This is a genomic window from Paractinoplanes ferrugineus (genome assembly GCF_016862195.1).
GTDB lineage: Bacteria > Actinomycetota > Actinomycetes > Mycobacteriales > Micromonosporaceae > Actinoplanes > Actinoplanes ferrugineus.
In genome coordinates, this window is sequence record NZ_BOMM01000032.1 from 12840 (window position 1) to 34933 (window position 22094).

Here is a 22094-nt window from a genome sequence, read left to right on the forward strand (position 1 = left end):
CGCGGTTCTGCCGGTAGGGCCGACCGGCGGTGACAGGATGTCCACATGGCAGTCGATCTAGGTGATCGCCTCCGGTCCGCGTTCCGCTGGACCGATCCCGGCGACGGCTCCGGATATCTGGTGAGCAACCGCTCCGGGTGGTGGCGCGATCCATCGATCATCGCCGGGGTCGGCGAGGCACTCGGGGATCTTTTCCGGGCGTCGTCGCCGACGGTTGTCGTCTCGCCGGAGGTCACCGGCTTCCTCCTCGGACCGTTGGTGGCGCGCGCGCTCGGCGTGGGCTTCGTGGAGGCCTATCGGGCCGGCGTTCGCCGGCCCATCGCCGAGCCGATGCGATGGGTCCCGGTGCCGAGCGACCATCGCGGTGACGAGCAGCTTCTAGGTGTACGGGCGGAGCTGATCACCCCGGACGACCGCGTGCTGGTGGTCGACGACTGGGCCTCGACCGGCGCCCAGATCCGGGCCCTGCGCACGCTGCTGGGCCCGGCCTATGTGGGCGCGGCCGTGATCGTCGACGAGTGTCCGCCCCCGGTCGCGGCCGAACTGGCCATTCGCGGGCTGCTGGACGGCTCCGACCTCTAGACGTCGGTGAGCCGGCCCAGGCTCGGCCGGAACCCGGTGGCGGTGTATTCGGCCAGGCCCTTGGCGAGGTAGGGGTCGCCGGACATCAGCTCCCGCGCCTCCTCCTCGGTCTCCGCGTCGATCATGACGAGCCCACCGACCGGCGGGGTCTGCCGCCCGGCGATCACCAGCTTGCCCTGCTTGGCCAGGCCGTCCAAAAAGGCCAGATGTTCGTCGCGGACCTTGTCGACCTCGTCGAGCGGCACCAGATACTTCGAAATCATCACGTACACGGTGACGCTCCTCTCGCCTTACTTCGGGGCTCGCCAATCGTACGGTCCTGACCGCCTGGCTGCGCTTGTCCGGTCATAAGGAAACTTCTCGGCAAATCTCACTCGCCGACCAGCCCATACCACATCAGGACCCAAAAAGTTACATTTTGGTAGTGTTCTTCACGATAAGTGCGCAGCCCGATGCCCGGCTCATCGCGTCCGCGGTTCGGCGGGGCCTCCGCCCCGTCGTGCTGACCGCACGCTTGCTGGGCTGGGCCTTCATCGCCTTGGCCCTGACGCTCGAGATCGTGCACGGCGGCGGCTATCTCACGCTGGTGCTGACCGGGGCGCTCCTCGCGGTCGGCGTCCCGATGCTGCTGATCAACGCGGGCACCCGCGAAGCACTCAGCGACAGCGCACTCACCACGTACGAGATCACCGACGGCGGAGTCGCCAGCTCGAGCCTGGAGAGCCGGCACGCATATTCGTGGACCGCCTTCAGCGGCGTCGAGGACGCACCCGGCCAGCTGATCTTCCGGCGTGGGCCGATGCGGGTCCTGCCCGTGCCCACCGGCTCGCTCACCCGCCCACAGATCGACCAGATCTTGAGCACCGCCGCTGGTCACGGCGTGCGGGTCCGGGGCGCTAGCGCTCCGGTCTCACCCCGAGGAGGTACGCCTGCGGCTGCCCCTCATAGTCAACGGCAGCCCGAACAAGGCGCAACGATTCATCAATTCCGGCCCCGGTCATGAGGTCCGCGACCCGCTGCGGCGGCATCCAGTAGACGTCCAGGTCGATCTCGTGGCCGTACCCGTTGCGCAGCACCCGCTTCTCGTCACCGACCTTGAAGCCGAGCAGCAGATGCCCGCCCGGGCGCAGCACCCGGAAGAACTCGGCGAACGCCGCCGGCCACAGCTCCGGCGGGACGTGAATCAATGAATACCAGGCGACCAGGCCACCCAGACTCGCGTCGGGAAGATCCAGCTCGAGCAGATCACCGACGCTGAAGTCGATCGTCGGATGGGCCTCCCGGGCCACCGCGATCATCCCCGGCGACAGGTCGATCCCCTGCACGTCAACACCAAGCTTCGCCAGGTACGCCGTGATCCGCCCCGGCCCGCACCCGACATCCGCCACCCGGCCGTCGACCCGCTCGGCGAACCCGGCGAGGACCAACCGCTCCCAGGTCGATCGACTGAGCTCGCCCTCGAGCAGGACGTGGTAATCGGCCGCGACCGTGTCGTACGCAAGCCGGGTCTTGATCTGATGCTTCGGGCTCGTCATCGCGTCAGTGTGGCCGGATCATCGCGTCAGCGTGAGCCGGGCCGTCGCCTCAGCGGGGGCCGCACCGTCGCCTCAGCGGGTCGGCCAGAGCCGGAAGTTCTGCGCCGACCGGGATGGCGTCGGGCCGCGTTGTCCCTGGTAGCGCGAGCCGTAGACGGCCGACCCATAGGGGTGCTCGGCCGGGCTCGACAGCCGGAAGATGCAGAGCTGCCCGATCTTCATGCCCGGCCACAGCTTGATCGGCAGGTTGGCCACGTTGGACAGTTCCAGCGTCACGTGCCCGGAAAACCCGGGGTCGATGAAGCCGGCCGTCGAGTGGGTCAACAGCCCCAGCCGACCGAGCGAACTCTTCCCCTCGAGACGCCCCGCCAGCTGGTCGCCCAGCGTGATCACCTCGAGCGTGGACGCGAGCACGAACTCCCCCGGGTGCAGCACGAACGGTTCCCCGTCGGGCACCTCCACCTCGGCGGTCAGGTCGTCCTGCTGCTCGGCCGGGTCGATGTGCGTGTAGAGGTGGTTGTTGAACACCCGGAAGAACCGATCGAGCCGCACGTCGACGCTGGACGGTTGCATCAGCGCCGGATCGAACGGCTCGAGCGCCAGATCGCCCGTCTTGATCTCAGCGACGAGGTCACGGTCCGAGAGCAGCATCGGAACACCATACCGACCTGCAGTTTCGGCGTGTCCGCCCGGGCGCGTCGAACACATGTTCGATAAGATGACCCCATGGCTACCTGGTCCGATCTCACCGCCGCCGACCCCACCCTGGCGGCAGCCATCCGCGCCCTGTTCGAGCAATACGGCCCCGGCCTGGCCTACCTGGCCACCGTCCGGCCCGACGGCGCCCCGCGGCTGCACCCGGTCTCCCCGGTCTTCACGGACGAGGGCCTCTACTGCTTCATAGTCAGGTCACCCAAACGAGGCGACCTCTCCCGCGACGGCCGCTACGCCTTGCACTCCTACCCGCCCGAGGAGAGCGACGACGAGGCCTTCCTGACCGGCACCGCCACCCGAGTCCAGGACCCACTGGTCGTCGCCGCCCTGTCCGAAGCCCTGCGCGCGTCCCCCGCCGTCGACTGGCACCTCTACGAACTCCACATCACCTCCGCCACCCTCCGCCGCCACGGCCCCGCCGGCGCCATCCCCCTGGCCATCGCCCCCGCCTTCGCCCCCATGTCCCGCACCTGGAGAGCCGAGTTATCCCGCCCACTCGCCCACGTCGGTTAACCCGAGCCACTGCCGCCACAGCCCCTACCGATCAGGTACAGTGGTGCCGCTACGCGGGTGTAGTTCAATGGCAGAACATCAGCTTCCCAAGCTGACAGTGCGGGTTCGATTCCCGTCACCCGCTCGGAGGTGGGAGGCCCGTGTCCGCGGAAAGCGCGGACCGGGCCTCCTCGCATTTTCCCTGGGGGGCGACCCCCCAGACCCCCACGTTGCGGTGGTTGAGGTCGGCGGGGAAGCGCCAGCCCCGGGCTGCCGCCCCTTGCCCCTCATCGCTCTCCTCGCGATGTCGGTCACTTCGGCAGGGCCGCATAGGGTCCACTCCAGGCCGCCCGGTTCCTCCGCAAGCTGCGGTCGACCGAACGGAGCAAGCACCTCAGTACGGTTCCCAAGCTGAATATGCGGGTTCGATTCCCGCCACCCGCTCCAAACGCGGGAGCCCTGGTCAGGAGCCGCCGACCCCACTAGGGCCTCCGCGTCTGAACTCGGTCGAGCACCGTCTCGTAGGCCGGCGCTGCTTAGGTTTAACAAGTAGCAAGGTCGTAACGTCAACACTCGCCTCGGTCCCAGAACGCACGACCCGATCGCGCGCGGGTCCGACGAGCCTCGCTAAGTCAGATGCTGGATGGCCGCCCAACATAGGGTGACGATCACAATCAGCAGGCAAAGGCGGCTCGTGCGGTACGGTTCGGACACCGCATGCCTGACGGTCCGAGCTATTTCTTTGATGATCTCGTTCATGTGGACCCCTTCTGAATCTTGGCTGCAACACTCTGCTGCGCCTCGACTCGATGGTGAACAAGAGACAGATCTCGGCGGGATATCGCCCAAGCCTCGCCTGGTAGTTGTTCGGTATCGTGAGGTCTCCTTTAGGTCACGTGTGGACACGCCTGATACAAGGAGCGGCCCCATGACGGAGCAGGCGAGCCGGCTCAAGTTCCTTTTGCAGGTCAAGCACTGGCAGACATACAGGACGTTCTGCCGCGAGTATGATCGGGCGGCCGCCGCCCTTGATCCCCAACTTGTCGGGACCTGGCCGAGCCGCGCACACTTCTACCGCTGGCTGTCAGGTGCTTTGAAGGGCCTCCCACACCCGCACCATTGCCGAGTCATTGAGGCGATGTTCGACGGCCTGCCCGCGAGCCAGATCTTCGAATCGTTGACGCCGGATCGGGCCGCCACCGAGTTCACTCCATCTGCCCTCGAGGCGCCAACGGTAGGCGCGGTGAGCGATCCGCTCGACCTCGTGATTTACGACAACCTAAACGACGAGGACAACCGCGCGATCAGTCAGCGGATCAGGAATGGGCGAAACATCTTCTTCGTGGCGCACACCGGATACAACGCTATGGTTTCGCTCTACCAGTCGCCGATGCGCGCGGCGTTAGAAAAGGGGGCCGTCTTGAAGGTGGTGGTGACGGCACCAGAGAATGCGATCATGCAATACGAGCAGCTCAAGCACCGGCTCTGTCCAAGCATTCGGCAGGAAGGCGAAATTCGCGAGGTGCTGGCCGCCTGCGAGCGGCATCGAGCACACGCCGTTCGGTTTGGCCAACCGGCGGAAAATGTTCAAGCTCGCACTTACCTAGGTGTTCCAAGCATGAACGCACTATTGGTAGACGGTTGGCTCCGGCTCATTCCTTATCTACCGTTGATCGACGCGGCCGAGAGCCCTGTTTTCGAGTACTTCTTCGACGTCGATAGTCCGTCAACCACAATCAAGACCTATCTACGTTCACTGAATCTGCTGTGGTCGGACTCCACGCCCTCCCTCGATCAGGACAAAGCGCAGTCGGTGGCAAATCTCTAACTTTGCTGCTGGCGGAGCTTTGCCGAGGTGGCGTTGCCAGACCGCGCGAGAGCGGGATTGCCCGGATGAAGTGCCGCCGCATGGAGCCTTCCGCTACATCATGTTGGCGCGGGAAGCAGTGCCTCCGGCCGCCGGGGGCATGGCCGTCTGGTCCCTCGACAAGAGCGGCGCGTTCGGCGTGCGCTCGGGGAAGAGTCTTCCCTTAGCCCGCCGTAAGCAAGTCATGCCGAACGTCGCTGTGCCATTGCCGTGCCATTAAGCATGGCCACACCAGGTCACTCCAGGCCGCTCCGCGTCACTGATAGGTGTGGTCGACTGAGCTGATCAACTTGCTCTGTCCGGTTCCCAAGCTGACAGTGCGGGTTCGATTCCCGTCACCCGCTCGTCTCCGGGAGCCCTCTATCCGCAAAAAGCGCGGATCGGGGGCTCCTCGCATATCTGCCTGGGGGCGACCCCCCAGACCCCCACGTTGCGGTGGGCGCGCTAGGCGGTTGGCGTCGGACTGGCGGGCCGGCGTCGGGTTAGCGGGCCGGCGTCGGGTTAGCGGGCCGGCGTCGGGTTAGCGGGCCGGCGTCGGGTTGGCGGGCTGGCGTCGGGCTGAGCGCCGCTCTGCGAACGGGCCGTGTTGATCTTGAAGCGAGTTGTGGTTCGGGATTGCTCGCGCTTAGGGGGTGGGCTTAAGGCGTCGCCCACTGGCGCATCCAGAGCTTCCTTGACTCGAGCACGAATCCGGGGCGCTCTGATCCGAGCGGCAAGCGACTTCGCCTCGGAGTGAAGGTCGTCGACGAAGTCGCCAGGTGCTTCCTCCACCGCCCAGAATTTCAGGGTCTCGACGGCTTTTGCCAGCAAGTCGTCGTCATGGCCCGCGGCATCGATGGCCTGTCGCATCTGGGCCCGTCCATCGTCCGTACGGCCACCGGAATAGAGGAAGTACGCGTATCCGCGGTGGGCGAAGAGGACCTGAGTCGGACCCTCCGACTTTGCGGCAGTGGTTGCGCGGATCCAGATACGTTCAGCCTCGGACGGGAAGCCTGCCCGACTCAAGGCGTACGCGAGCACTCGTAGCTCCGAACTGGTGACCTGCTTCTGGAACTTCGGCAGCAGCGCGAGCGCGTGAAACGACAGAATCTCGCGGCGACTGTTGACCGCGTTCGTGAAGTCGCCCGCGTTCAGACCGTCTGGCGTTTTCAGCTGCTCGAAGGACAACGCGTCGAGATCGGCGATCGCGGCGGTGAGCCGAAGCCACTCGCTGCGCCTGACGTCGCGGCGCCGTTCCAAGACGCCATAGATGGCGAGGGCAAGGGCACACACGCTGATCAGGAGAGATGCGTAGTTGCCGCCAGACATATCTCCACGCTAACGGCGGGGGCAAGAGCTGCCTGGTTCGCGCGCGCCTGGACTCGACAACTGAGGAATGACGTGGAGCGCTGGCTATACCGAATTCTGGAACGCCAGTCTCATCGAACGAGCGCGAGCGCATCGAGGGCGGCGGCTTCTGGCACATTCTGCGCTTATCGCGCTGTGACGAGCGGCAAGATCACCGCGTGCAGGTTCGGGCGCCGGGGGAGGAAGTCGAGACGTAACCGGCGGAAGGACGCCCGCTAAGGCGGGCGCCCTTTCCCTTGTCAGCCGGAGTTACTTGGTGTCGGCGACCTGGCTGTCCTCGTCCGACTTCTGGGCGGTGCCGGCCCCGGCAACCGAACGAACCGGGCTGCCGAGTGGTTCCAGTCCGGTCGGGGAAGTCTTCACCGGCTCGCGGGTGGCCTCGAAAACCACCGTGTACTTCGGGTCGAACCGCAGGCCGCTGCAGGTCTCCGTGGCTTCCCTCTTCAGGCTGACGGCCTTCTTCAAGGTCACGGTGACCGAGCCGCCGTGGTCAAGAACGAGCGCGCCGCCCGGCTGGTAGGTGGCGAGCTGGAGGTTTCCGGAACAGTCGTTCGTGAGGCCGGTCGGCGTGATGGAGACGACCTTGCCCTGCACCGTGTTCGAGCTCGGGTTGCCGAGGACGAGCTGGACGTCGCCCGACTCGCCCGGCAGCAGGAGCTTTCCGTTCGCCGGGTACCCGTTGCCGTCCGGACGACCCATCCAGGTGCCATTCGCCGTCAGCGGCTCGAACGTTTCCGTGCCGGCGCCTGTGGCGTTGGCCGTTGCGGAACGGTTGAAGGCGGCGAATGCGACTCCGCCGATGGTGAGGGCGGCTACGGCGACGCCGGTACCGATGACGGCGAGACGCTTTTTGCTGCGCGACATCAAGTGGCTCCTACGAGTAAGTGTGTGTGCGCTGGTGGAGGTCGCACGCACGAGGACGGTCCTGGTTCATGGCTGTTTGCTGGTGCTTTCCAGCGGTGCGGGAGCGGCTGCCGTTTCTGTGGAGGTCGACGGCTCCGCATCGGACACCTGTGGGCTGGTTTCGGTTGTTGCGGTTCGGGTCGGTTGTGGGTCGGCGACCAGGGGCTGGGCGGCTGCCGGGGACGTCGGGGTGACCGCGGGACCTGCGGTCGGCGTTGACGTCGCCGGGAGCGTTCTGCCTGCTGGTCGGGAGGGCGAAGCGGGCGTGCCGGCCGGCTTGGCCGGGGGCGTCTCGGTTGCCGTCGGCACGCCCGTTTCGATTTCGACCCGCACCTGGGTTTCGGTCGTCCAGGCGGGCCCGTCTTCGGCGGCGAAGGCCATTCCGCCGGCTCCCACCACCGCCGCGATGGCGAAGCAGTAGAAAGCGAATGCCATTCGGTTACGTCGTTGCCGACGCTGTCGAACCTTGGTGGCATACATTCTTTCCGGGCTCCGTTCATTGCCTATCGTGGCTGGCCTGAAAGAACCTAAGCCGCGATGGCCATTTCGCGCAGTCCCGCGTTAGCGGTAGTCCGGGCGGCGTGGGGCGGGTAGTTGATCGGCTCTGCGCAGGGGCGAACGGTTACGCGGCGGGATCGAGATGGGCGGTGCCGCCCAGCTCAGCCACGTGGCGTCGGTCCAGCGTCAGGGAGCCGGCCCGGACGGCGGACGCCACCGCGTGGACGGCGTAGGCCACCAGGTCGGGGGCATCGATCGGGAGCAGGTGGCCGGAGTTCTCGGCGACGATCACCGGGGCCCGCCAATCGTCGGCCAGGAGCTGCTGGGTCAGGTGCCACAGGTCGTCCAGGGCCGGGTGCGGGATGGCGGCGAAGTCCGGGATCCACCAGTGCCGGCGGCGGGTCATCACCACGGCGGGGACGCTCAACGGCTGGGCGCGCAGGAGTTCGACGTGGCCGGCGACGACGTCGATCGCGGTGCCGGTCTCCTCGTCGCCGTCGATGAAGAAGTCCGTCTGCGGCCAGGTCAGGCTTTGCGGCAGGGAGGCGTCGAGGAACACGGCGCCGGCCACCCGGTGGGGACAGCGGTGCGCGAACACCCGGGCGATCGAGGCCCCGATGGAGTGGCCCACCAGCACGAACGGCTCGGTGACGCGGGCCGCGTCGAGGGTGGCGGCGAGCTCGTCGGCGAAGACGCTGAACGGCAGCGGCGGGTTCGGCGCGGGGCGGGGCGGCGCTTTTCCGCATGCGGGGCGGTCATAGGTGAAGACGGCAGCCCCGGGCAGCCGGTCGATTACGGGTTTCCACGAGTTTCCGCTGAAGCCGAGGGCGGAGACGAACACGATCAGGGGAGCCATGCCGGCCCGCACACTGATCGTCACCTATTCGATGCTAATCGTAACCATGGAGATCGGCTAGGCGTCTGGGCTGCAAAAAGGGCCGGCAACAGGGCACCCTGTAGGGGTGACTGCCAGATCGGAGGCCCGGCTCAGAGAGCTCCGGCTGCTGCGCCAGGTGCGGGACCGCATCGATCGCGAATACGCGCAACCGCTCGATGTGGAGGCGCTGGCCCGTGGCGTACACATGTCGGCCGGTCATCTGAGTCGGGAGTTCCGCGCGGCGTACGGCGAATCGCCGTACAGCTATTTGATGACCCGCCGCATCGAACGCGCCATGGCCCTTCTTCGCCGGGGTGACCGAAGTGTCACCGATGTTTGTTTCGCGGTGGGCTGTTCGTCGCTCGGCACCTTCAGCACGCGTTTCTCGGAGCTGGTCGGCATGTCACCCAGCGTGTACAAGAGGTTGGCGGCGGAGGATGCCGCCGGCCTTCCGGCCTGTGTCGCCAAGCAGATCACCCGGCCGATCAGGAATCGAGAAGCAGTTCGGGTCCGAGCCACCTAACGTGACGGCATGAGCATCATCATTCGAAACTCGTTCCTGCCGGCCGACGATCCGGAGAAGTCGCTCGCGTTCTATCGGGACACGTTGGGGTTCGAGGTCCGCGGCGATGTCGGGTACGGGAACATGCGCTGGATCACGGTCGGTCCTAAGGATCAGCCCGAGACGTCGATCGTGCTCCACCCGCCGGCCGCCGATCCCGGCATCACCGATGTCGAGCGGCAGACCATCGCCGAGCTGATGGCCAAGGGCACCTACGCCGGGATCGTGCTGGCCACCGAGGATCTGTCGGGCACGTTCGACCGGGTGCAGGCGAGTGGGGCCGAAGTGGTGCAGGAGCCGATGGACCAGCCGTACGGGGTGCGTGACTGCGCCTTCCGCGATCCCGCCGGCACCATGGTCCGGATCAACCAGCTCTAGAACCACGGGCCGCAGCCGGTCACTCGATGCGGAGAAAGACGTTGTCGATCAGGCCGGCGAACTGGTCGTTTCCGCGAGCCGGCCCCTTTCCGCCGACGCGCAACGGTTCGGCGTTGGCGATCATCAACCGGGGCGGCAGGCGGACCCAGGCCTTCTCCTCGCCGTCCACGCGCAGGGTCAGACGGTCCGCGGAGCGCACACAGGCCAGCACGTGCCAGCGGCCATCGGCCACGTTCAGCGACGGCTCAGCCCGGAAGATCCCGCCGAGCCGGCCCACGACCACGCAGCTCGGGTGGCCCAGCCGGTGGTCTACCTGCAGCTTGAACTGACTGCCACCCCCGACCGAGTAGCCCTTCTGGAACACGTTCGCCCCGTCGGCCAGGTCACTGCGAGTCATCAGCACCGATGCCCCGTACACCAGCGGTCGGGTTCCCGGGTTGAGGCTGTCGTCCCGGAGTCCCTGCAGGATCGCCCGGGGGCAATCCGCCTCCCGGGCCCGCGTGCATCGGTCCGGGTAGGCGACCGCCAGACCTGTTCCTTGCGGTACGAGTCGGAGCTTGCCGCCGTTCTCGCCGAGCGGGCGTAGCGGATGTCCGCCGTCGAGATCGGTGATCGGCAGCCGCGGGCCACTGTCGAATGTGTATCGGATGCTGACCGGCGCGGTGGCGACCCCGACCCGGGGTCTGTCGTGGTCGGCCGCCGGGACCTGGGCCGATGCCGGCCGGATGGCGGTCGGGCCGTGTTGCGCGAGGACGAGCCCAACGGCGAGGAACAGCGGAGTGAACCGACGCCCGATGGAGAACATGTGGCTATTGTCCGGATTGCCGCCTAGATCACCGCTGCTGCGCCGGGGAACCGGCAAAATGCACTCGGAAGAGGTACGCGTCGAATGCCGCTCGACATTATTGTCAACAATTCAGTGGCTTGGTAGAGCAATGTAAACGGTCTTTGTCGCCGACATTGTTGACAATCGGGGGACGCGTCCTAGGCTGGGCCCGAGGCAGGCTCGAAGCCCGCCAGGGGGAGGCCGTCATGAAGACCGTCGTAGTCACCGATCCACCTCGCGCCGACGAGCGGGACGCGCAGACCCTGGGCGAATACGGCGTGGCCACTGTGCACGAGGCCGTCGGCCGGGTCGGCTACCTCGGCCCCGAGTTCCGCCCGGCCTGGCCTGGCGCCAAGATGGGCGGCACCGCCGTGACGGTGCTCTGCTGGCCCGGCGACAACCTGATGATCCACGTGGCGGTCGAGCAGTGCCGCCCCGGTGACGTCCTGGTCGTGGCGACCAACTCGCCGTCCACCGACGGCCTGTTCGGCGAACTCTTCGCCGGGGCGTTGCGGCAACGCGGGGTGCGCGGCGCGGTGCTGGCCAGTGGCGTACGCGATGTGGCTGATCTTCGGGATCTGGGGTTTCCGGTGTGGTCGCGGGCGATCAGCGCCCAGGGCTCGGTCAAGGCCACGGCCGGCGCGGTGAATGTCCCGGTCGTCCTCGGCGGACAGACGATTCACCCCGGCGACGTGATCCTCGGCGACGACGACGGGGTGACCGTCGTGCCGCGCGCCGACGTGCCGCGCGCGCTGACCGCCGCCCAGGCCCGCCTCGACAAGGAGGCCGCGACCAGGGCCGCCTTCGCCGCGGGTGAGCTGGGCCTCGACCGCTACGGCCTGCGCGCGAGGCTTCCCGAGCTGGGCATCGAGTACGTCTCCTACGAGGAGTACGTGAAAGGTGACTGACCCACAGACCACGACCGGGCGAGGAGCTCACCTGTGATCATCGACTGTCACGGCCACTACACCACCGTGCCGGCCGCACACACCGCCTGGCGCCAGGAGCAGCTCGCCGGCGACTCGACGCCCGCCTACCCGACGATCTCCGACGACGAGATCCGCGAGTCGATCGAGGGCAGCCAGCTGCGGCTCATGCGCGAGCGCGGCGTCGACCTGACGATCTTCTCGCCGCGCGCCTCGGCGATGGCCCACCACGAGGGCACCGAGCAGATCAGCCGGCAGTGGGCGGAGGCCTGCAACGACCTGGTCCACCGGGTCACCCAGCTCTTCCCGGGCAGCTTCGCCGGGGTGTGCCAGCTGCCCCAGTCGCCCGGTGCGCCGATCGCCAACTCGATCGGTGAGCTGCGCCGCTGCGTCGCGGAGCTCGGCTTCGTGGGCTGCAATCTCAACCCCGACCCGAGCGGCGGCCACTGGACGTCGGCGCCGCTCACCGACCGCAGCTGGTACCCGTTCTACGAGGCGATGGTCGAGCTCGACGTGCCGGCCATGGTGCACGTGTCGGCGGTGACCAACAAGAACTTCCACGCCACCGGGTCGGCCTATCTGAACGCCGACACCACCGCGTTCATGCAGTTTCTCCAGGCCGACCTGTTCAAGGACTTCCCCGACCTGCGGCTGATCATCCCGCACGGGGGCGGCGCGGTCCCGTACCACTGGGGTCGGTTCCGCGGGCTGGCGGACATGCTGGGTCGGCCGCCGTTGGCCGAGAGCGTCATGCGCAACGTCTTCTTCGACACCTGCGTCTATCACCAGCCCGGCATCAACCTGCTGTTCGAGGTCATCGACCTGGACAACCTGCTGTTCGGCTCGGAGATGGTCGGCGCGGTGCGCGGCATCGACCCGACGACCGGCCACTACTTCGACGACACCCGGCGGTACGTCGAGGCGTTGGGCCTGTCGGACGAAGATCGCGCCCGGGTCTTCGAGCTCAACGCCCGCCGGGTCTACCCGCGGCTCGCCACCTAGGGGGAGCATGTCTTCCGACCAGACCGCCGCGACCGACAAATTGCGCGCCGCGATCCTCGGCGGTCAATATCTGCCCGGCGAGCGGCTGGTGGAGGCTCAGTTGTGCGAGCGGCTCGGGGTGAGCCGTTTCAACGTGCGCGCCGCCATCTCCGAGCTCGCCGCGGACGGCCTGGTCAAAGTCGAGCGCAACCGGGGCGCGCACGTGCGCAAGGTGTCGATCGACGAGGCGGTCGAGATCACCGAGGTACGGATGGTGCTCGAGGGCCTGGTCGCCGCGCGGGCCGCGACGCGGGTGACGGACGAGCAGGCGAGCGAGCTCGACGAGATCGGCCTGCTGATGCGGCGGGCGGTGAATGCCGGCGAGTTCCGCCGCTACAGCGATCTGAATTCCCGGCTGCACGGTCTCATCCGGGGCATCGCCGGACACGGCACCGCCGACGGCATCATCGAGACGCTGCGCGGCCAGCTGGTGCGGCACCAGTTCATGCTGTCGCTGCACCCCGGGCGGCCGGCGATCTCGCTGCCCCAGCACGAACGGATCATCCAGGCGATCCGGGAGCGGGATCCGAAAGCGGCGGAGCACGCCATGCGCGACCACATCGCGAGCGTCATCGAGGCACTTCGCGACATGGACGCCGGGGAGACCGGCTGAGGGAGGCGCGATGAGGAAGACCGCATCACCCGGGCCGGCCGCGACCGGCTCGCCGAGCTGGCCGGCGAATAGTCCCGTTTGCACCGTAACCAATTCGGCGCTGTCACGATTATCAACAATCCACGTCGGCATTTGAGCTGCGGCTTTAAATCGAATTCGGCAAGGTCACCGGAAATCGTTGACAATCCCGCGACCGAGGCCCTAGCGTTCCTCCGAGTGGCTCCAATTGATCTACGAATAGTACGGCAGGGGTTGCGGAGAAAATGCTGAGAACACGGTTCATCGCATTGCTGGCCGTCACTGCCCTGGCCGCCACCACGTCGGCCTGCGGTTCCGACGACTCCTCCGACGCCGCCCCGGCAACGGGTGGGGCGGACAAGGTCAAGGTCGGGGTCATCCCGATCGTCGACGTGGCGCCGATCTACCTCGGCAAGGCCAAGGGCTTCTTCACGAAGCAAAATGTCGACCTGTCACTCGAGCAGGCCCAGGGCGGTGCCGCAATCGTGCCGGCCGTCGTCAGCGGTCAATACCAGTTCGGCTTCAGCAACGTTGTCTCCCTGATGATCGGGCAGTCCAAGAACGTGCCGATCAAGGCGGTCGCCAACGGCAACAATGCCACCGCCGACGCCGCCAAGGACTTCAGCGGCCTGCTCGTCAAGGACTCGGCCATCACCCGGCCGAAGGACCTCGAGGGCAAGACGGTCGCCAGCAACACCCTGAAGAACATCGTGGACACCTCGGTGAAGGACCTGGTCCGCAAGGACGGCGGCGACCCGTCGAAGGTCAAGTTCGTCGAGATCGCGTTCCCCGACATGGCCGCCGCACTCGACGCCAACCGGGTCCAGGCGATCTTCGTGGTCGAGCCGTTCCTGACCTCGGCCAAGGCGAAGGGCTGGAAGCAGATCGGCTCGTTCGCCGCGGTCAGCCCGAGCCTGCAGGTCGCGGCCTACTTCACGTCGCAGCAACTCCTCGGCGAGAAGGCGGACCTGGTCAAGCGCTTCAGCGCGGCCATGAAGGAGTCGCTGGCCTACGCCGACGCCCACCCCGACGAGGTGCGCCAGATCGTCACCACCTACACCACGATCAAGGCCGAGGCCGCCGCGGCGATGACGTTGCCGAAGTTCGCGCCCGACATGGACAAGACGTCGCTCGACACGATGAGCAACCTGCTCGTTCAGGAAGGTCTGCTCGCGGCCCCGGCCGACACGGCGAAGCTGTTCCAGTGACCACCCCGCGAGTCGCCCGGCGCCGGGCCGGAGACAATCCGGCCCTGCTCGGGCTCGTGGGGATCCTCGCCTTCGCGGCGCTGCTGGAGGTGCTGCCCCGCGCCGGCGTCCTCCCGGCGGAATACCTCCCGCCCACCAGCAGGATCGTGTCCGCCCTGCTCGACGAGTTCGGGCGGGGCAGCTTCTGGCAGGCGGTCGGCGGCACGATCACGACCTGGCTGCTCGGTCTCGTGATCGCGGTGGTGGCCGGCATCGTGCTCGGCATCGTCATCGGATCGGTGCCGGCGCTGCGGCTGGCCACCGCGTCCACCGTCGAGTTCCTCCGGCCGATCCCCTCGGTGGCCCTGCTGCCGCTGGCGGTGGTGCTGTTCAGCGCCCCGATCCGGTCGATCCTGCTGCTCGTCGTCTACGCGTCGTTCTGGCCGGTGCTGATCCAGGTGCTGCACGGCGTCACCGACATCGACCCGGTCGCCCGGGAGACCGCGCTGTCCTACCGGCTCGACCGGTGGCGGCGGGCGCGCTACCTGGTCTGGCCCACCACCCTGCCCTATGTGATGACCGGCATCCGCCTCGCCGCCTCGGTGGCCCTGGTCCTGACCATCACCGGCGAACTGCTCATCGGCGGCACCAAGGGCATCGGCGAGCGGATCGCGGTGGCGCAGAGCAGCATCACGGTGCCGTCGATGTACGCGCTGATCGTCGTGTCCGGCCTGATCGGAGTGCTCGCCAACGTGGCCACCCGGCGCGCCGAACGCCTGGTGCTGGCCTGGCACCCCGCGGTGCGACGGGAGTTCCCGCTGTGAGCCGGGCCCTCGGTCGCGCCGGCCTGCTCCTCGGCCTCCCGGTGATCCTGCTGGTCACCTGGTGGTTCGCCAGCGCCGGCAGCAAGAGCTTCTACCAGCCGCCCCTCGAGACGATCATCAAGGTGTTCCCGGCAACCTGGACCGCCGCCCGATTCCGGAGCGACGTGCTCCCGAGCCTGGGCCGGTTGTTCCTCGGTTACGGCCTGGCCGTGCTGCTCGGCATCGTTCTCGGCGTGCTGATCGGCGCCCACCGCCGGCTGCGCGCGCTGGTCGAGCCGCTCCTCGAGTTCCTGCGGGCCATCCCGCCGCCGGTGCTGGTGCCGATCCTGATCCTCGTCGCCGGTCTCGGTGACCCGACAAAGGTGCTGGTCATCGTGAGTGGCGGGATCTGGCCGGTGCTGCTGAACACGGTGGAGGGCGTACGCGGCGTCGACCAGGTCCTCGCCGACACCTGCCGCACCTACCGCATCTGCGGGTGGCTCCGGATGCGCACGTTCATCCTGCGGGCGGCAAGCCCGCAAATAGTGGTCGGCGCTCGCCAGGCTCTGTCCATCAGCATCATCATGATGGTCATCGGCGAACTGCTCGGTGCCACCAACGGTCTCGGCTACACCGTCGTGCAGTTCCAGCGCGGCTTCGAGATCCCCGAGATGTGGAGCGGCGTGTTCGTCCTGGGCCTGCTCGGCGTTCTGCTCTCGCTCGCCTTCACTCTCGTGGAGCGGCGGGTCCTGAGTTGGTACCACGGTGTACGCGCGGCCGAGCGCAGCGGCCGCTAGGGGAAGGAAGAGGCGTGCTGGAGATCCGATCCCTGCGCAAGGTCTACGGCGGCCACGGCCGTCAGGTGGAGGCCCTCGGCGACGTCACGCTCACCGTGCCGGAGGGCCAGTTCGTCTGCGTCGTCGGCCCGTCCGGCTGCGGCAAGACCACGCTGCTGCGCTGCCTGGGCGGCCTGCTCGCGCCGACGTCGGGCGAGGTCGAGGTCGCGGGGCAACCGGTCACCGGGCCACCCGACGGCTTGGCGATCGTCTTTCAGGAGTACGGGCGGAGCCTGTTCCCCTGGCTCCGGGTCGCCGAGAACATCGAACTCCCGTTGAAGTCGAAGGGAGTCGGCCGGGCCGAGCGCCGGCGGATCGTCGACGAGTCGCTCACCGCGGTCGGCCTCGGTGACGCCGCCAAGGCGTACCCCTGGCAGCTCTCCGGCGGCATGCAGCAACGGGTCGCGATCGCCCGGGCGATCGCGTTCCAGCCCAAGGTGCTGCTGATGGACGAACCGTTCGCGGCCGTCGACGCGCAGACCCGGGCCGATCTGGAAGACCTCGCGCGCACGGTCTGGCAGCGCTTCGGCATGACGGTGCTGTTCGTGACCCATGACATCGACGAGGCGGTCTATCTGGGTCAGCGGGTCGTCATGCTGTCCGCGTCACCGACCCGGGTGCTGGAAGACCTGGACATCGACCTGCCGGACAAGCGCGACCAGTTGGCGACTCGCTCCGGGACGCGCTTCGCGGAGCTGCGCTCGCACGTCTACTCGCGCATCCAGGAAGCGAAAATCGCCCGGCCAGGGAGCTAGGAGGCCGCTTGGGCCGGCACGCCGTGGGCTGATTCCCCGACCACGGCGTGGATCACGTCGTCCAGTGTGATCAGGCCGAGCGGCTGCCGGCCGTCGCTGACCAGCATGATGTGCAGGTTGTCACGGCGCATGGCGAGCAGCAGATCGGCGAGCGTGCGGTCGGGCGGCACGGTGGCCAGCGGCCGGATGATCTCGGCGGGGATCGGCAGGCGGCGCTGCCCCGCCGCGTACCCGAGGATGTCCTTGACGTGCACGAAGCCCAGCACCCGCCGGGTCTCCCGCTGCACCACCGGGAAGCGGGAGCGGCCGGTACGGGTGGCCACCGCCTCGATCGTCGCCGGCGACACGTCGTCGGCCACCGTCGTCACCCCCGACCACGCCCGCAGCGTGTCCGCGGCGGTGCGGTCGTTGAGCCCGAGAGCGGCGTGGATCCGGGCGTACTGGTCGGAGCCCAGCAGACCCTCACTGCGCGCCTGAGTGACCATCCCGGCCAGCTCCTCGGCCGTGAAGACCGTCTTCACCGCGTCGGTCGCCTCGATCTTCCACAGCTTCAGCACCATGCGCGACGCCCAGCGCATCGCGTTGAGCACCGGCTTGGTGGCCGTGCAGAAGGCCAGCATGAACGGGCCCAGGTAGAGCGCCGACTGTTCCGGGCCGGCCAGCGTGATGTTCTTCGGCACCATCTCGCCGACCACCGTGTGCAGGAACACCACCACGACCAGGGCCAGTACGAACGCGACCGGGTGCACGGCGTTCTCGGGCAGGCCGAGCGACGCGAACGGGCCCTCCAGCACGTGCGCGAGCGCCGGTTCGGCGAGGGCGCCGAGGCCGAGCGAGCAGATGGTGATGCCGAGCTGCGCGCCGGCGATCATCAGCGGGATCTGGTTCATCGCCGACAGGGCCCAGCGGGCCCGCCGGGAAGTGGCGGCAAGCGGTTCCAGAGCGGTGCGCCGCGACGCGATCAGGGAGAACTCGCCGCCCACGAAAAGGGCGTTGCCGAACAGCAGCAGGACCGTGACGAGGATCTTAATCATCGGCCGGCTCCGGTGGCGGCGCGGCGACGCGGACCTGCTCGACCCGGTGCCGGTCGACCTCCATCACGGTGAACTCCCAGCCGTCCTCCTCGAGCGACTCACCGACGACCGGGATGTGCCCGAGGCGGGCGAGCAGGAAACCGGCGAGCGTCTCGTACGGACCCTCGGGGAGCGCGAACCCTGTCTGCTCCATCAACTCGTCCTCCCGCAGCAACCCGTCCACCACGAACGTCTTGCCCTCGCCCGGCGCGGTCAGTTCCTGGGTGGCGGCCTCGGTGACGTCGATGTCGTACTCGTCGGTGATCTCCCCGACCAGTTCCTCGATCAGGTCCTCGATCGTGACCACGCCGTCGGTGCCGCCGTACTCGTCGACCACGATCGCCAGGTCGGCGCCGGCCGCCCGCAGCGCGGCGAGCACCTTGTCGAGGCCGAGGCTCTCCGGCACGTACACCGGCTCCTTGGCGATGGTCGCGACCTTGGTCGTGGCCCGCCGCTCGAGTGGCACCCCGAGCGCGTCCGGCACCCCGGCCACCCCGGCGACCACGTCGATGGTGTTCTCGTAGACCGGGAAGCGGGTGTGGCCGGTCTCGCGCGCCACCGCGATCAGGTCGGCGACGCTGGCCGCCGTCTTGAGCCCGACCACGTCGACCCGCGGGGTCATCGCTTTCGCGGCCCGTTTCTCACCGAACCGGATGGTGCGCCGCATCAGCGTGGCCGTCTCGGTCGGCAGCGCGCCGGCCCGCGCGCTGATCGCGGCGAGCAGGCCCAGCTCCTCCGGCGAGCGGGCGCTGGCCAATTCCTCCTGCGGCTCGATGCCGATCCGCCGTACCAGCCAGTTGGCCGACCCGTTCAGCCCGGCGATCAGGAACTTGAACATCGTCGAGAAAGTGCGCAGCGGCGCGGCGGTGGCCAGCGCGACCCGCATCGGCCGGGCCAGCGCCGCGTTCTTCGGCACCAGCTCGCCGAAGAGCATCGACAGCAGGGTCGCCACGATCAGCGCCAGCGCGTGCGTGATGCCGTCGGTCGCGTCCCCGGCGATCGGCTCGACCAGCGGGTCGAAAAGCTTGGAGAGGGCCGGCTCGGCGAGGTAGCCGGTCAGGATAGTGGCCAGAGTGATACCGAGCTGGGTGCCGGAAAGCTGGAAAGACAGACCGTGCAGCACGTGCTGGACCGTCTGGGCACGCCGCTCACCCTCGCGAGCACGCTTGTCGATCTCGGCCCGGTCCACCGTGACCAACCCGAACTCGGCTGCCACGAAGAACGCGTTGGCTGCCGTGAGCAGCGCGAACGCCGTCAACGGGAGCACCGCGGTCACGAGCACGCCGTCCATGATCGGTTTCACCTCGGACATCATTGTGCCGGACCGGCCATGCACCCGCGTGAACACGGTCCCCGACGGCCCGGCGAATCGCCCGCGGCGGGCGGCGGAGACCCGCGGCCGGTTACGGTCAGGACATGAGCCTTGCCGAGGAGTTCTTGCTTTTGGCGTACGACGAGAGCGGCGCCCCACTGACCGACGGCACTCGCCTCGACAACGGGCTCGGCGGCGCTCTCCTGCTCGACCTGGCCCTCGCCAAGCGGGTCGACATCGAGGACAAGCGGGTCGTGGTGCTCTCCCCGGCACCGACCGGTGATCCGCTGGTCGACCACGCGTTGAGCTTGATCATCGGCGAGAAGCCGCGCAAGCCTGGGCACTGGGTCACCAAGCTCGCCAAGCAGGCCCGCCCCCGGCTGTTGGAGAAGCTGGTCACCGACGGCGTACTGACCGTGGAGAAGGACCGGGTGCTCTGGGTCTTCCCCCGCACCCTGTACCCGCCGGCGACGGGCGAACTGCCCGCCGTCGAGGTCGCCGCCCGGGAGCGCATGCGCTCCGCCGTCCTCGGCAACGGCCCGGTCGAACCACCCACGGCCGCCCTGTGCGCCCTGGTGGCGGCGACCGAACTCGACCGCAAGGTGCTCGGCGACCTCGACCGCCGGCAGGTGACGGAACGCCTCACGGAGATCAGTGCCGGCTCGTGGGCCGCCGAGGCGGTCCGCAAGACGATCGAGGAGATCCAGGCCGCCGTCATGGTCGCGATCATCGCGTCCACGACGGCGGCCACGGCCGGATCGAGCGCCTAGACCTCTTGCTTCAATGACCTGAGCAGGACCGTCGCCACGTCGACGACCTCGACTTCCTCCTGCTGGCCCTTGGCCGTGACGCCGTCGCCGACCATGGTGTAGCAGAACGGGCAGCCGACCGCGATCGTCTTGGCCCCGGTGGCCAGGGCCTCCTCGGTCCGCTCGATGTTGATCCGCTTGCCGATCTTCTCTTCCATCCACATCCGGGCACCGCCGGCGCCGCAGCAGAAGGATCGTTCGCGGTTGCGCGGCATCTCGATGACGTCGCCGAGCACCTCACGGGGCGCGTCGAACACCCGGTTGTGCCGGCCGAGGTAACAGGGGTCGTGATAGGTCACGCCCCCGCCGATCGGCTCCACCGGCGTCAGTTTGCCCTCTTTGACGAGATGGGCGAGCAGTTGCGTGTGGTGCACGACCTCGACCTCGAGGCCGAGTTGCTCATATTCGTTGCCGAGCGTGTTGAAGCAGTGCGGGCAGGTCGCGACGATCTTCTTGACCGGACGATCCCCGAACGCCTCGTTGAGCGTCTCGACGTTCTGCTGGGCGAGCATCTGGAAGACGAACTCGTTGCCGATGCGGCGCGCCGGGTCACCCGTACACGTCTCGCCCTCACCCAGAATGGCGTAGTTGACGCCGGCCTCGTGCAGCAGCTTGGCCACCGCCCGGGTGGTCTTCTTGGCCCGGTCCTCGAACGCACCGGCGCAACCGACCCAGAACAGGTATTCGAAGTCTTCCTTCTCGCCGACCCGCGGCACCTCGAAGTCCAGACCCTTGGTCCAGTCCTCGCGGGTGTTCTGCGGAGCACCCCACGGGTTGCCCTTGTTCTCCAGGTTGCGCAGCATGACGCCGGCCTCGGAGGGGAAGCTCGACTCGATCAGAACCTGGTAACGGCGCATGTCGACGATGTGGTCGACGTGCTCGATGTCGACCGGGCACTGCTCTACGCACGCACCGCAGGTGGTGCACGACCACAGCACGTCCGGGTCGATGATTCCCTGCTCGTCCTCGGTGCCGATCAGCGGCCGGTTGCCCTCCGCCAGGGCGAGCACGTCCATGTGGGCGAGCTGGGCCTCGGTCGCCTTCTCCTCGCCGGTCAGGTCCTTGCCGCCGCCCGCCAGCAGGTAGGGGGCCTTGGCATAGGCGTGATCCCGGAGCGACAAGATCATCAGCTTGGGTGAGAGCGGCTTGCCGGTGTTCCAGGCCGGGCACTGCGACTGACAGCGACCGCACTCGGTGCACGTGGAGAAGTCGAGCAGACCCTTCCAGGTGAATTGTTCGACCTGGGCGACGCCGAACTGGTCCTTCTCCGGGTCGGCCTCCTCGAAGTCGAGCGGCTTGCCGGCGCTCATCATCGGCCGCAGCGCGCCCAGACCACTGCCCGCGGGCTTGGCCGGGCTGCGCTTGTAGAAGATGTTGAAGAACGCCAGGAACCGGTGCCAGGCCACGCCCATCGTCGGGTTGAGCCCGATGGTGATCAGCCAGCCCATCGAGATGAACAGCTTGACCAGCGCGACCCAGGTCGGCCCGTCATGGGCGGCCGGGAGCAGGTTGCCCACGCCGTGCGACAGCGGGGTGGCCCAGGCCGGAAACTCGAACGTGCCGTTGGCGACCTTGAAACCCCGGATCAGGAACCCGCAGGCGAGTACGCCGAGGATGACGCCCTCGACGAAGTACGCCTGCCAGATCGTCGAGCCGAGGAACCGGCTGCGCTTCTGCCGGAGGTCTCGTTGCCGCCGGTAGATCAGGTAGAGGATGCCGGCCAGCCCGAGAATGCCGATCCACTCCGTGACCAGGCCGTAGACCGTCCAGTGCCCGATGATCGGCAGCCCGCCCTCGGGGTCGACGACCTCGAAGTACGCCTCCACGACCAGCAGCACCAGGATCATGAAGGACACCATCACGAACCAGTGGGCCGCACCGATCGCCGACCACTTGAGCATCCGCGTGTGACCAAGGGTTTCCCGCAACATGGTCGTCGTCCGCTGCTTGGGATCGACGAACCTCTCCGGGTCCGGCTGGCCCTGCCGGATCACCGCGGTGATGGTCAGGACCGCTCGCACGGCCAGCACGACGGCCGTGATCGTGACGGCGCCGGCCAGCACGGTAGCGATGATCTGCGCTGTCCCCACGTAGTGCCTCCTCGATTCGGCAGCCCACCAAGCCATGTTACCCACGAGTA

At 67.8% G+C, this 22094-nt stretch carries 26 protein-coding genes and 1 tRNA gene; 15 read left to right on the forward strand and 12 right to left on the reverse strand.

Annotation, left to right across the window (positions count from 1 at the left end; genetic code table 11):
- Positions 1-45: 45 nt before the first annotated feature.
- Positions 46-582: a phosphoribosyltransferase family protein gene (locus tag Afe05nite_RS17800; protein ID WP_203818246.1), complete on the forward strand. Its 537-nt coding sequence runs from the start codon at positions 46-48 to the stop codon at positions 580-582.
- On the opposite strand, the gene Afe05nite_RS17805 is transcribed toward Afe05nite_RS17800, so the two are convergent.
- Positions 579-845 (reverse strand): YciI family protein, encoded by a 267-nt coding sequence (locus Afe05nite_RS17805; protein ID WP_203818247.1) that lies wholly within the window; start codon positions 843-845, stop codon positions 579-581. The genes Afe05nite_RS17800 and Afe05nite_RS17805 overlap by 4 nt on opposite strands.
- 161 nt (positions 846-1006) lie before the next feature.
- On the opposite strand from Afe05nite_RS17805, the gene Afe05nite_RS17810 reads away from it, so the two are divergent.
- Positions 1007-1585, forward strand: coding sequence for a YcxB family protein (locus tag Afe05nite_RS17810; protein ID WP_203818248.1), 579 nt, complete (start codon positions 1007-1009; stop codon positions 1583-1585).
- Here the strand turns inward: Afe05nite_RS17810 and Afe05nite_RS17815 are convergent.
- Together Afe05nite_RS17815 and dcd are read right to left on the reverse strand one after the other, a co-directional pair.
- Positions 1479-2117: a class I SAM-dependent methyltransferase gene (locus Afe05nite_RS17815; RefSeq protein WP_203818249.1), complete on the reverse strand. Its 639-nt coding sequence runs from the start codon at positions 2115-2117 to the stop codon at positions 1479-1481. The two genes, Afe05nite_RS17810 and Afe05nite_RS17815, sit on opposite strands and share 107 nt — an antisense overlap.
- 72 nt (positions 2118-2189) lie before the next feature.
- Positions 2190-2768 carry a dCTP deaminase gene (gene dcd / locus Afe05nite_RS17820; protein WP_203818250.1) on the reverse strand — a complete coding sequence of 193 codons (579 nt, stop codon included), beginning with the start codon at positions 2766-2768 and terminating at the stop codon, positions 2190-2192.
- A gap of 75 nt (positions 2769-2843) precedes the next feature.
- On the opposite strand from dcd, the gene Afe05nite_RS17825 reads away from it, so the two are divergent.
- Entirely contained in the window at positions 2844-3344 is a 501-nt protein-coding gene (locus tag Afe05nite_RS17825) for a pyridoxamine 5'-phosphate oxidase family protein (RefSeq protein WP_203818251.1), read from the forward strand.
- Positions 3345-3397: 53 nt separating this feature from the next.
- Positions 3398-3468, forward strand: a tRNA-Gly gene (locus Afe05nite_RS17830).
- A gap of 482 nt (positions 3469-3950) precedes the next feature.
- Here Afe05nite_RS17830 and Afe05nite_RS44580 read toward each other — a convergent pair.
- Positions 3951-4082: a hypothetical protein gene (locus Afe05nite_RS44580; protein ID WP_275407483.1), complete on the reverse strand. Its 132-nt coding sequence runs from the start codon at positions 4080-4082 to the stop codon at positions 3951-3953.
- A 169-nt stretch (positions 4083-4251) separates the two neighbouring features.
- Between Afe05nite_RS44580 and Afe05nite_RS17835 the strand changes: the two genes are divergently transcribed.
- Complete coding sequence (locus Afe05nite_RS17835) at positions 4252-5151, forward strand: hypothetical protein (protein ID WP_203818252.1); 900 nt, start codon at positions 4252-4254, stop codon at positions 5149-5151.
- A 540-nt stretch (positions 5152-5691) separates the two neighbouring features.
- Here Afe05nite_RS17835 and Afe05nite_RS17840 read toward each other — a convergent pair.
- The 4 genes from Afe05nite_RS17840 to Afe05nite_RS17855 all read right to left on the reverse strand — a co-directional run bounded on the left by Afe05nite_RS17840 (position 5692) and on the right by Afe05nite_RS17855 (position 8818).
- A complete protein-coding gene (locus Afe05nite_RS17840; RefSeq protein WP_203818253.1) occupies positions 5692-6498 on the reverse strand; it encodes a hypothetical protein in 807 nt (268 codons plus the stop codon).
- Between the two features lie 288 nt (positions 6499-6786).
- A complete protein-coding gene (locus tag Afe05nite_RS17845) occupies positions 6787-7401 on the reverse strand; it encodes a hypothetical protein (protein WP_203818254.1) in 615 nt (204 codons plus the stop codon).
- Positions 7402-7467: 66 nt separating this feature from the next.
- Entirely contained in the window at positions 7468-7920 is a 453-nt protein-coding gene (locus Afe05nite_RS17850; protein ID WP_203818255.1) for a hypothetical protein, read from the reverse strand.
- A 142-nt stretch (positions 7921-8062) separates the two neighbouring features.
- Positions 8063-8818 (reverse strand): alpha/beta fold hydrolase, encoded by a 756-nt coding sequence (locus tag Afe05nite_RS17855; protein ID WP_239117924.1) that lies wholly within the window; start codon positions 8816-8818, stop codon positions 8063-8065.
- Between the two features lie 82 nt (positions 8819-8900).
- Between Afe05nite_RS17855 and Afe05nite_RS17860 the strand changes: the two genes are divergently transcribed.
- Both Afe05nite_RS17860 and Afe05nite_RS17865 read left to right on the forward strand, forming a co-directional pair.
- Positions 8901-9338, forward strand: a complete 438-nt coding sequence (locus tag Afe05nite_RS17860) for a helix-turn-helix transcriptional regulator (protein WP_203818256.1) — start codon at positions 8901-8903, stop codon at positions 9336-9338.
- A 9-nt stretch (positions 9339-9347) separates the two neighbouring features.
- Positions 9348-9755 carry a VOC family protein gene (locus Afe05nite_RS17865; protein WP_203818257.1) on the forward strand — a complete coding sequence of 136 codons (408 nt, stop codon included), beginning with the start codon at positions 9348-9350 and terminating at the stop codon, positions 9753-9755.
- A 19-nt stretch (positions 9756-9774) separates the two neighbouring features.
- Here Afe05nite_RS17865 and Afe05nite_RS17870 read toward each other — a convergent pair whose 3' ends face one another.
- Positions 9775-10560, reverse strand: a complete 786-nt coding sequence (locus tag Afe05nite_RS17870) for a LamG-like jellyroll fold domain-containing protein (RefSeq protein WP_203818258.1) — start codon at positions 10558-10560, stop codon at positions 9775-9777.
- Between the two features lie 227 nt (positions 10561-10787).
- Here Afe05nite_RS17870 and Afe05nite_RS17875 point away from each other — a divergent pair, with 227 nt between their 5' ends.
- The 7 genes from Afe05nite_RS17875 to Afe05nite_RS17905 all read left to right on the forward strand — a co-directional run bounded on the left by Afe05nite_RS17875 (position 10788) and on the right by Afe05nite_RS17905 (position 16760).
- Entirely contained in the window at positions 10788-11489 is a 702-nt protein-coding gene (locus tag Afe05nite_RS17875) for a 4-carboxy-4-hydroxy-2-oxoadipate aldolase/oxaloacetate decarboxylase (RefSeq protein ID WP_203818259.1), read from the forward strand.
- A gap of 33 nt (positions 11490-11522) precedes the next feature.
- Positions 11523-12509: an amidohydrolase family protein gene (locus Afe05nite_RS17880; protein WP_203818260.1), complete on the forward strand. Its 987-nt coding sequence runs from the start codon at positions 11523-11525 to the stop codon at positions 12507-12509.
- Between the two features lie 7 nt (positions 12510-12516).
- Positions 12517-13161 (forward strand): GntR family transcriptional regulator, encoded by a 645-nt coding sequence (locus Afe05nite_RS17885; RefSeq protein ID WP_203818261.1) that lies wholly within the window; start codon positions 12517-12519, stop codon positions 13159-13161.
- 263 nt (positions 13162-13424) lie between these two features.
- Positions 13425-14387, forward strand: a complete 963-nt coding sequence (locus Afe05nite_RS17890; RefSeq protein WP_239117925.1) for an ABC transporter substrate-binding protein — start codon at positions 13425-13427, stop codon at positions 14385-14387.
- The gene (locus Afe05nite_RS17895) at positions 14384-15190 is read left to right on the forward strand and encodes an ABC transporter permease (protein WP_203818262.1); all 807 of its coding nucleotides are present in this window, start codon (positions 14384-14386) and stop codon (positions 15188-15190) included. Before Afe05nite_RS17890 ends, Afe05nite_RS17895 begins: the two co-directional genes overlap by 4 nt.
- On the forward strand, positions 15187-15966 hold the full coding sequence (locus tag Afe05nite_RS17900) for an ABC transporter permease (RefSeq protein ID WP_203818263.1): 780 nt from the start codon (positions 15187-15189) through the stop codon (positions 15964-15966). Before Afe05nite_RS17895 ends, Afe05nite_RS17900 begins: the two co-directional genes overlap by 4 nt.
- 14 nt (positions 15967-15980) lie before the next feature.
- Positions 15981-16760 carry an ABC transporter ATP-binding protein gene (locus tag Afe05nite_RS17905; protein WP_203818264.1) on the forward strand — a complete coding sequence of 260 codons (780 nt, stop codon included), beginning with the start codon at positions 15981-15983 and terminating at the stop codon, positions 16758-16760.
- Here the strand turns inward: Afe05nite_RS17905 and Afe05nite_RS17910 are convergent.
- A complete protein-coding gene (locus Afe05nite_RS17910; protein WP_203818265.1) occupies positions 16757-17794 on the reverse strand; it encodes a CNNM domain-containing protein in 1038 nt (345 codons plus the stop codon). The two genes, Afe05nite_RS17905 and Afe05nite_RS17910, sit on opposite strands and share 4 nt — an antisense overlap.
- Positions 17787-19124, reverse strand: coding sequence for a hemolysin family protein (locus tag Afe05nite_RS17915; protein ID WP_203818327.1), 1338 nt, complete (start codon positions 19122-19124; stop codon positions 17787-17789). The genes Afe05nite_RS17910 and Afe05nite_RS17915 overlap by 8 nt, the downstream gene beginning before the upstream one ends.
- A gap of 125 nt (positions 19125-19249) precedes the next feature.
- Here Afe05nite_RS17915 and Afe05nite_RS17920 point away from each other — a divergent pair, with 125 nt between their 5' ends.
- Positions 19250-19915, forward strand: coding sequence for a GOLPH3/VPS74 family protein (locus Afe05nite_RS17920; protein WP_203818266.1), 666 nt, complete (start codon positions 19250-19252; stop codon positions 19913-19915).
- On the opposite strand, the gene Afe05nite_RS17925 is transcribed toward Afe05nite_RS17920, so the two are convergent.
- Entirely contained in the window at positions 19912-22044 is a 2133-nt protein-coding gene (locus Afe05nite_RS17925) for a (Fe-S)-binding protein (RefSeq protein ID WP_203818267.1), read from the reverse strand. The genes Afe05nite_RS17920 and Afe05nite_RS17925 overlap by 4 nt on opposite strands.
- Between the last annotated feature and the right edge of the window lie 50 nt (positions 22045-22094).

Bases quoted from the DNA above. Each gene is read 5' to 3' on its own strand.
- Afe05nite_RS17800 (WP_203818246.1), top strand. From the start codon at position 46: ATGGCAGTCGATCTAGGTGATCGCCTCCGGTCCGCGTTCCGCTGGACC.
- Afe05nite_RS17805 (WP_203818247.1), bottom strand. From the start codon at position 845: ATGATTTCGAAGTATCTGGTGCCGCTCGACGAGGTCGACAAGGTCCGC.
- Afe05nite_RS17815 (WP_203818249.1), bottom strand. From the start codon at position 2,117: ATGACGAGCCCGAAGCATCAGATCAAGACCCGGCTTGCGTACGACACG.
- dcd (WP_203818250.1), bottom strand. From the start codon at position 2,768: ATGCTGCTCTCGGACCGTGACCTCGTCGCTGAGATCAAGACGGGCGAT.
- Afe05nite_RS17825 (WP_203818251.1), top strand. From the start codon at position 2,844: ATGGCTACCTGGTCCGATCTCACCGCCGCCGACCCCACCCTGGCGGCA.
- Afe05nite_RS44580 (WP_275407483.1), bottom strand. From the start codon at position 4,082: ATGAACGAGATCATCAAAGAAATAGCTCGGACCGTCAGGCATGCGGTG.
- Afe05nite_RS17835 (WP_203818252.1), top strand. From the start codon at position 4,252: ATGACGGAGCAGGCGAGCCGGCTCAAGTTCCTTTTGCAGGTCAAGCAC.
- Afe05nite_RS17840 (WP_203818253.1), bottom strand. From the start codon at position 6,498: ATGTCTGGCGGCAACTACGCATCTCTCCTGATCAGCGTGTGTGCCCTT.
- Afe05nite_RS17845 (WP_203818254.1), bottom strand. From the start codon at position 7,401: ATGTCGCGCAGCAAAAAGCGTCTCGCCGTCATCGGTACCGGCGTCGCC.
- Afe05nite_RS17850 (WP_203818255.1), bottom strand. From the start codon at position 7,920: ATGTATGCCACCAAGGTTCGACAGCGTCGGCAACGACGTAACCGAATG.
- Afe05nite_RS17865 (WP_203818257.1), top strand. From the start codon at position 9,348: ATGAGCATCATCATTCGAAACTCGTTCCTGCCGGCCGACGATCCGGAG.
- Afe05nite_RS17870 (WP_203818258.1), bottom strand. From the start codon at position 10,560: ATGTTCTCCATCGGGCGTCGGTTCACTCCGCTGTTCCTCGCCGTTGGG.
- Afe05nite_RS17875 (WP_203818259.1), top strand. From the start codon at position 10,788: ATGAAGACCGTCGTAGTCACCGATCCACCTCGCGCCGACGAGCGGGAC.
- Afe05nite_RS17885 (WP_203818261.1), top strand. From the start codon at position 12,517: ATGTCTTCCGACCAGACCGCCGCGACCGACAAATTGCGCGCCGCGATC.
- Afe05nite_RS17890 (WP_239117925.1), top strand. From the start codon at position 13,425: ATGCTGAGAACACGGTTCATCGCATTGCTGGCCGTCACTGCCCTGGCC.
- Afe05nite_RS17910 (WP_203818265.1), bottom strand. From the start codon at position 17,794: ATGATTAAGATCCTCGTCACGGTCCTGCTGCTGTTCGGCAACGCCCTT.
- Afe05nite_RS17915 (WP_203818327.1), bottom strand. From the start codon at position 19,124: ATGGACGGCGTGCTCGTGACCGCGGTGCTCCCGTTGACGGCGTTCGCG.
- Afe05nite_RS17920 (WP_203818266.1), top strand. From the start codon at position 19,250: ATGAGCCTTGCCGAGGAGTTCTTGCTTTTGGCGTACGACGAGAGCGGC.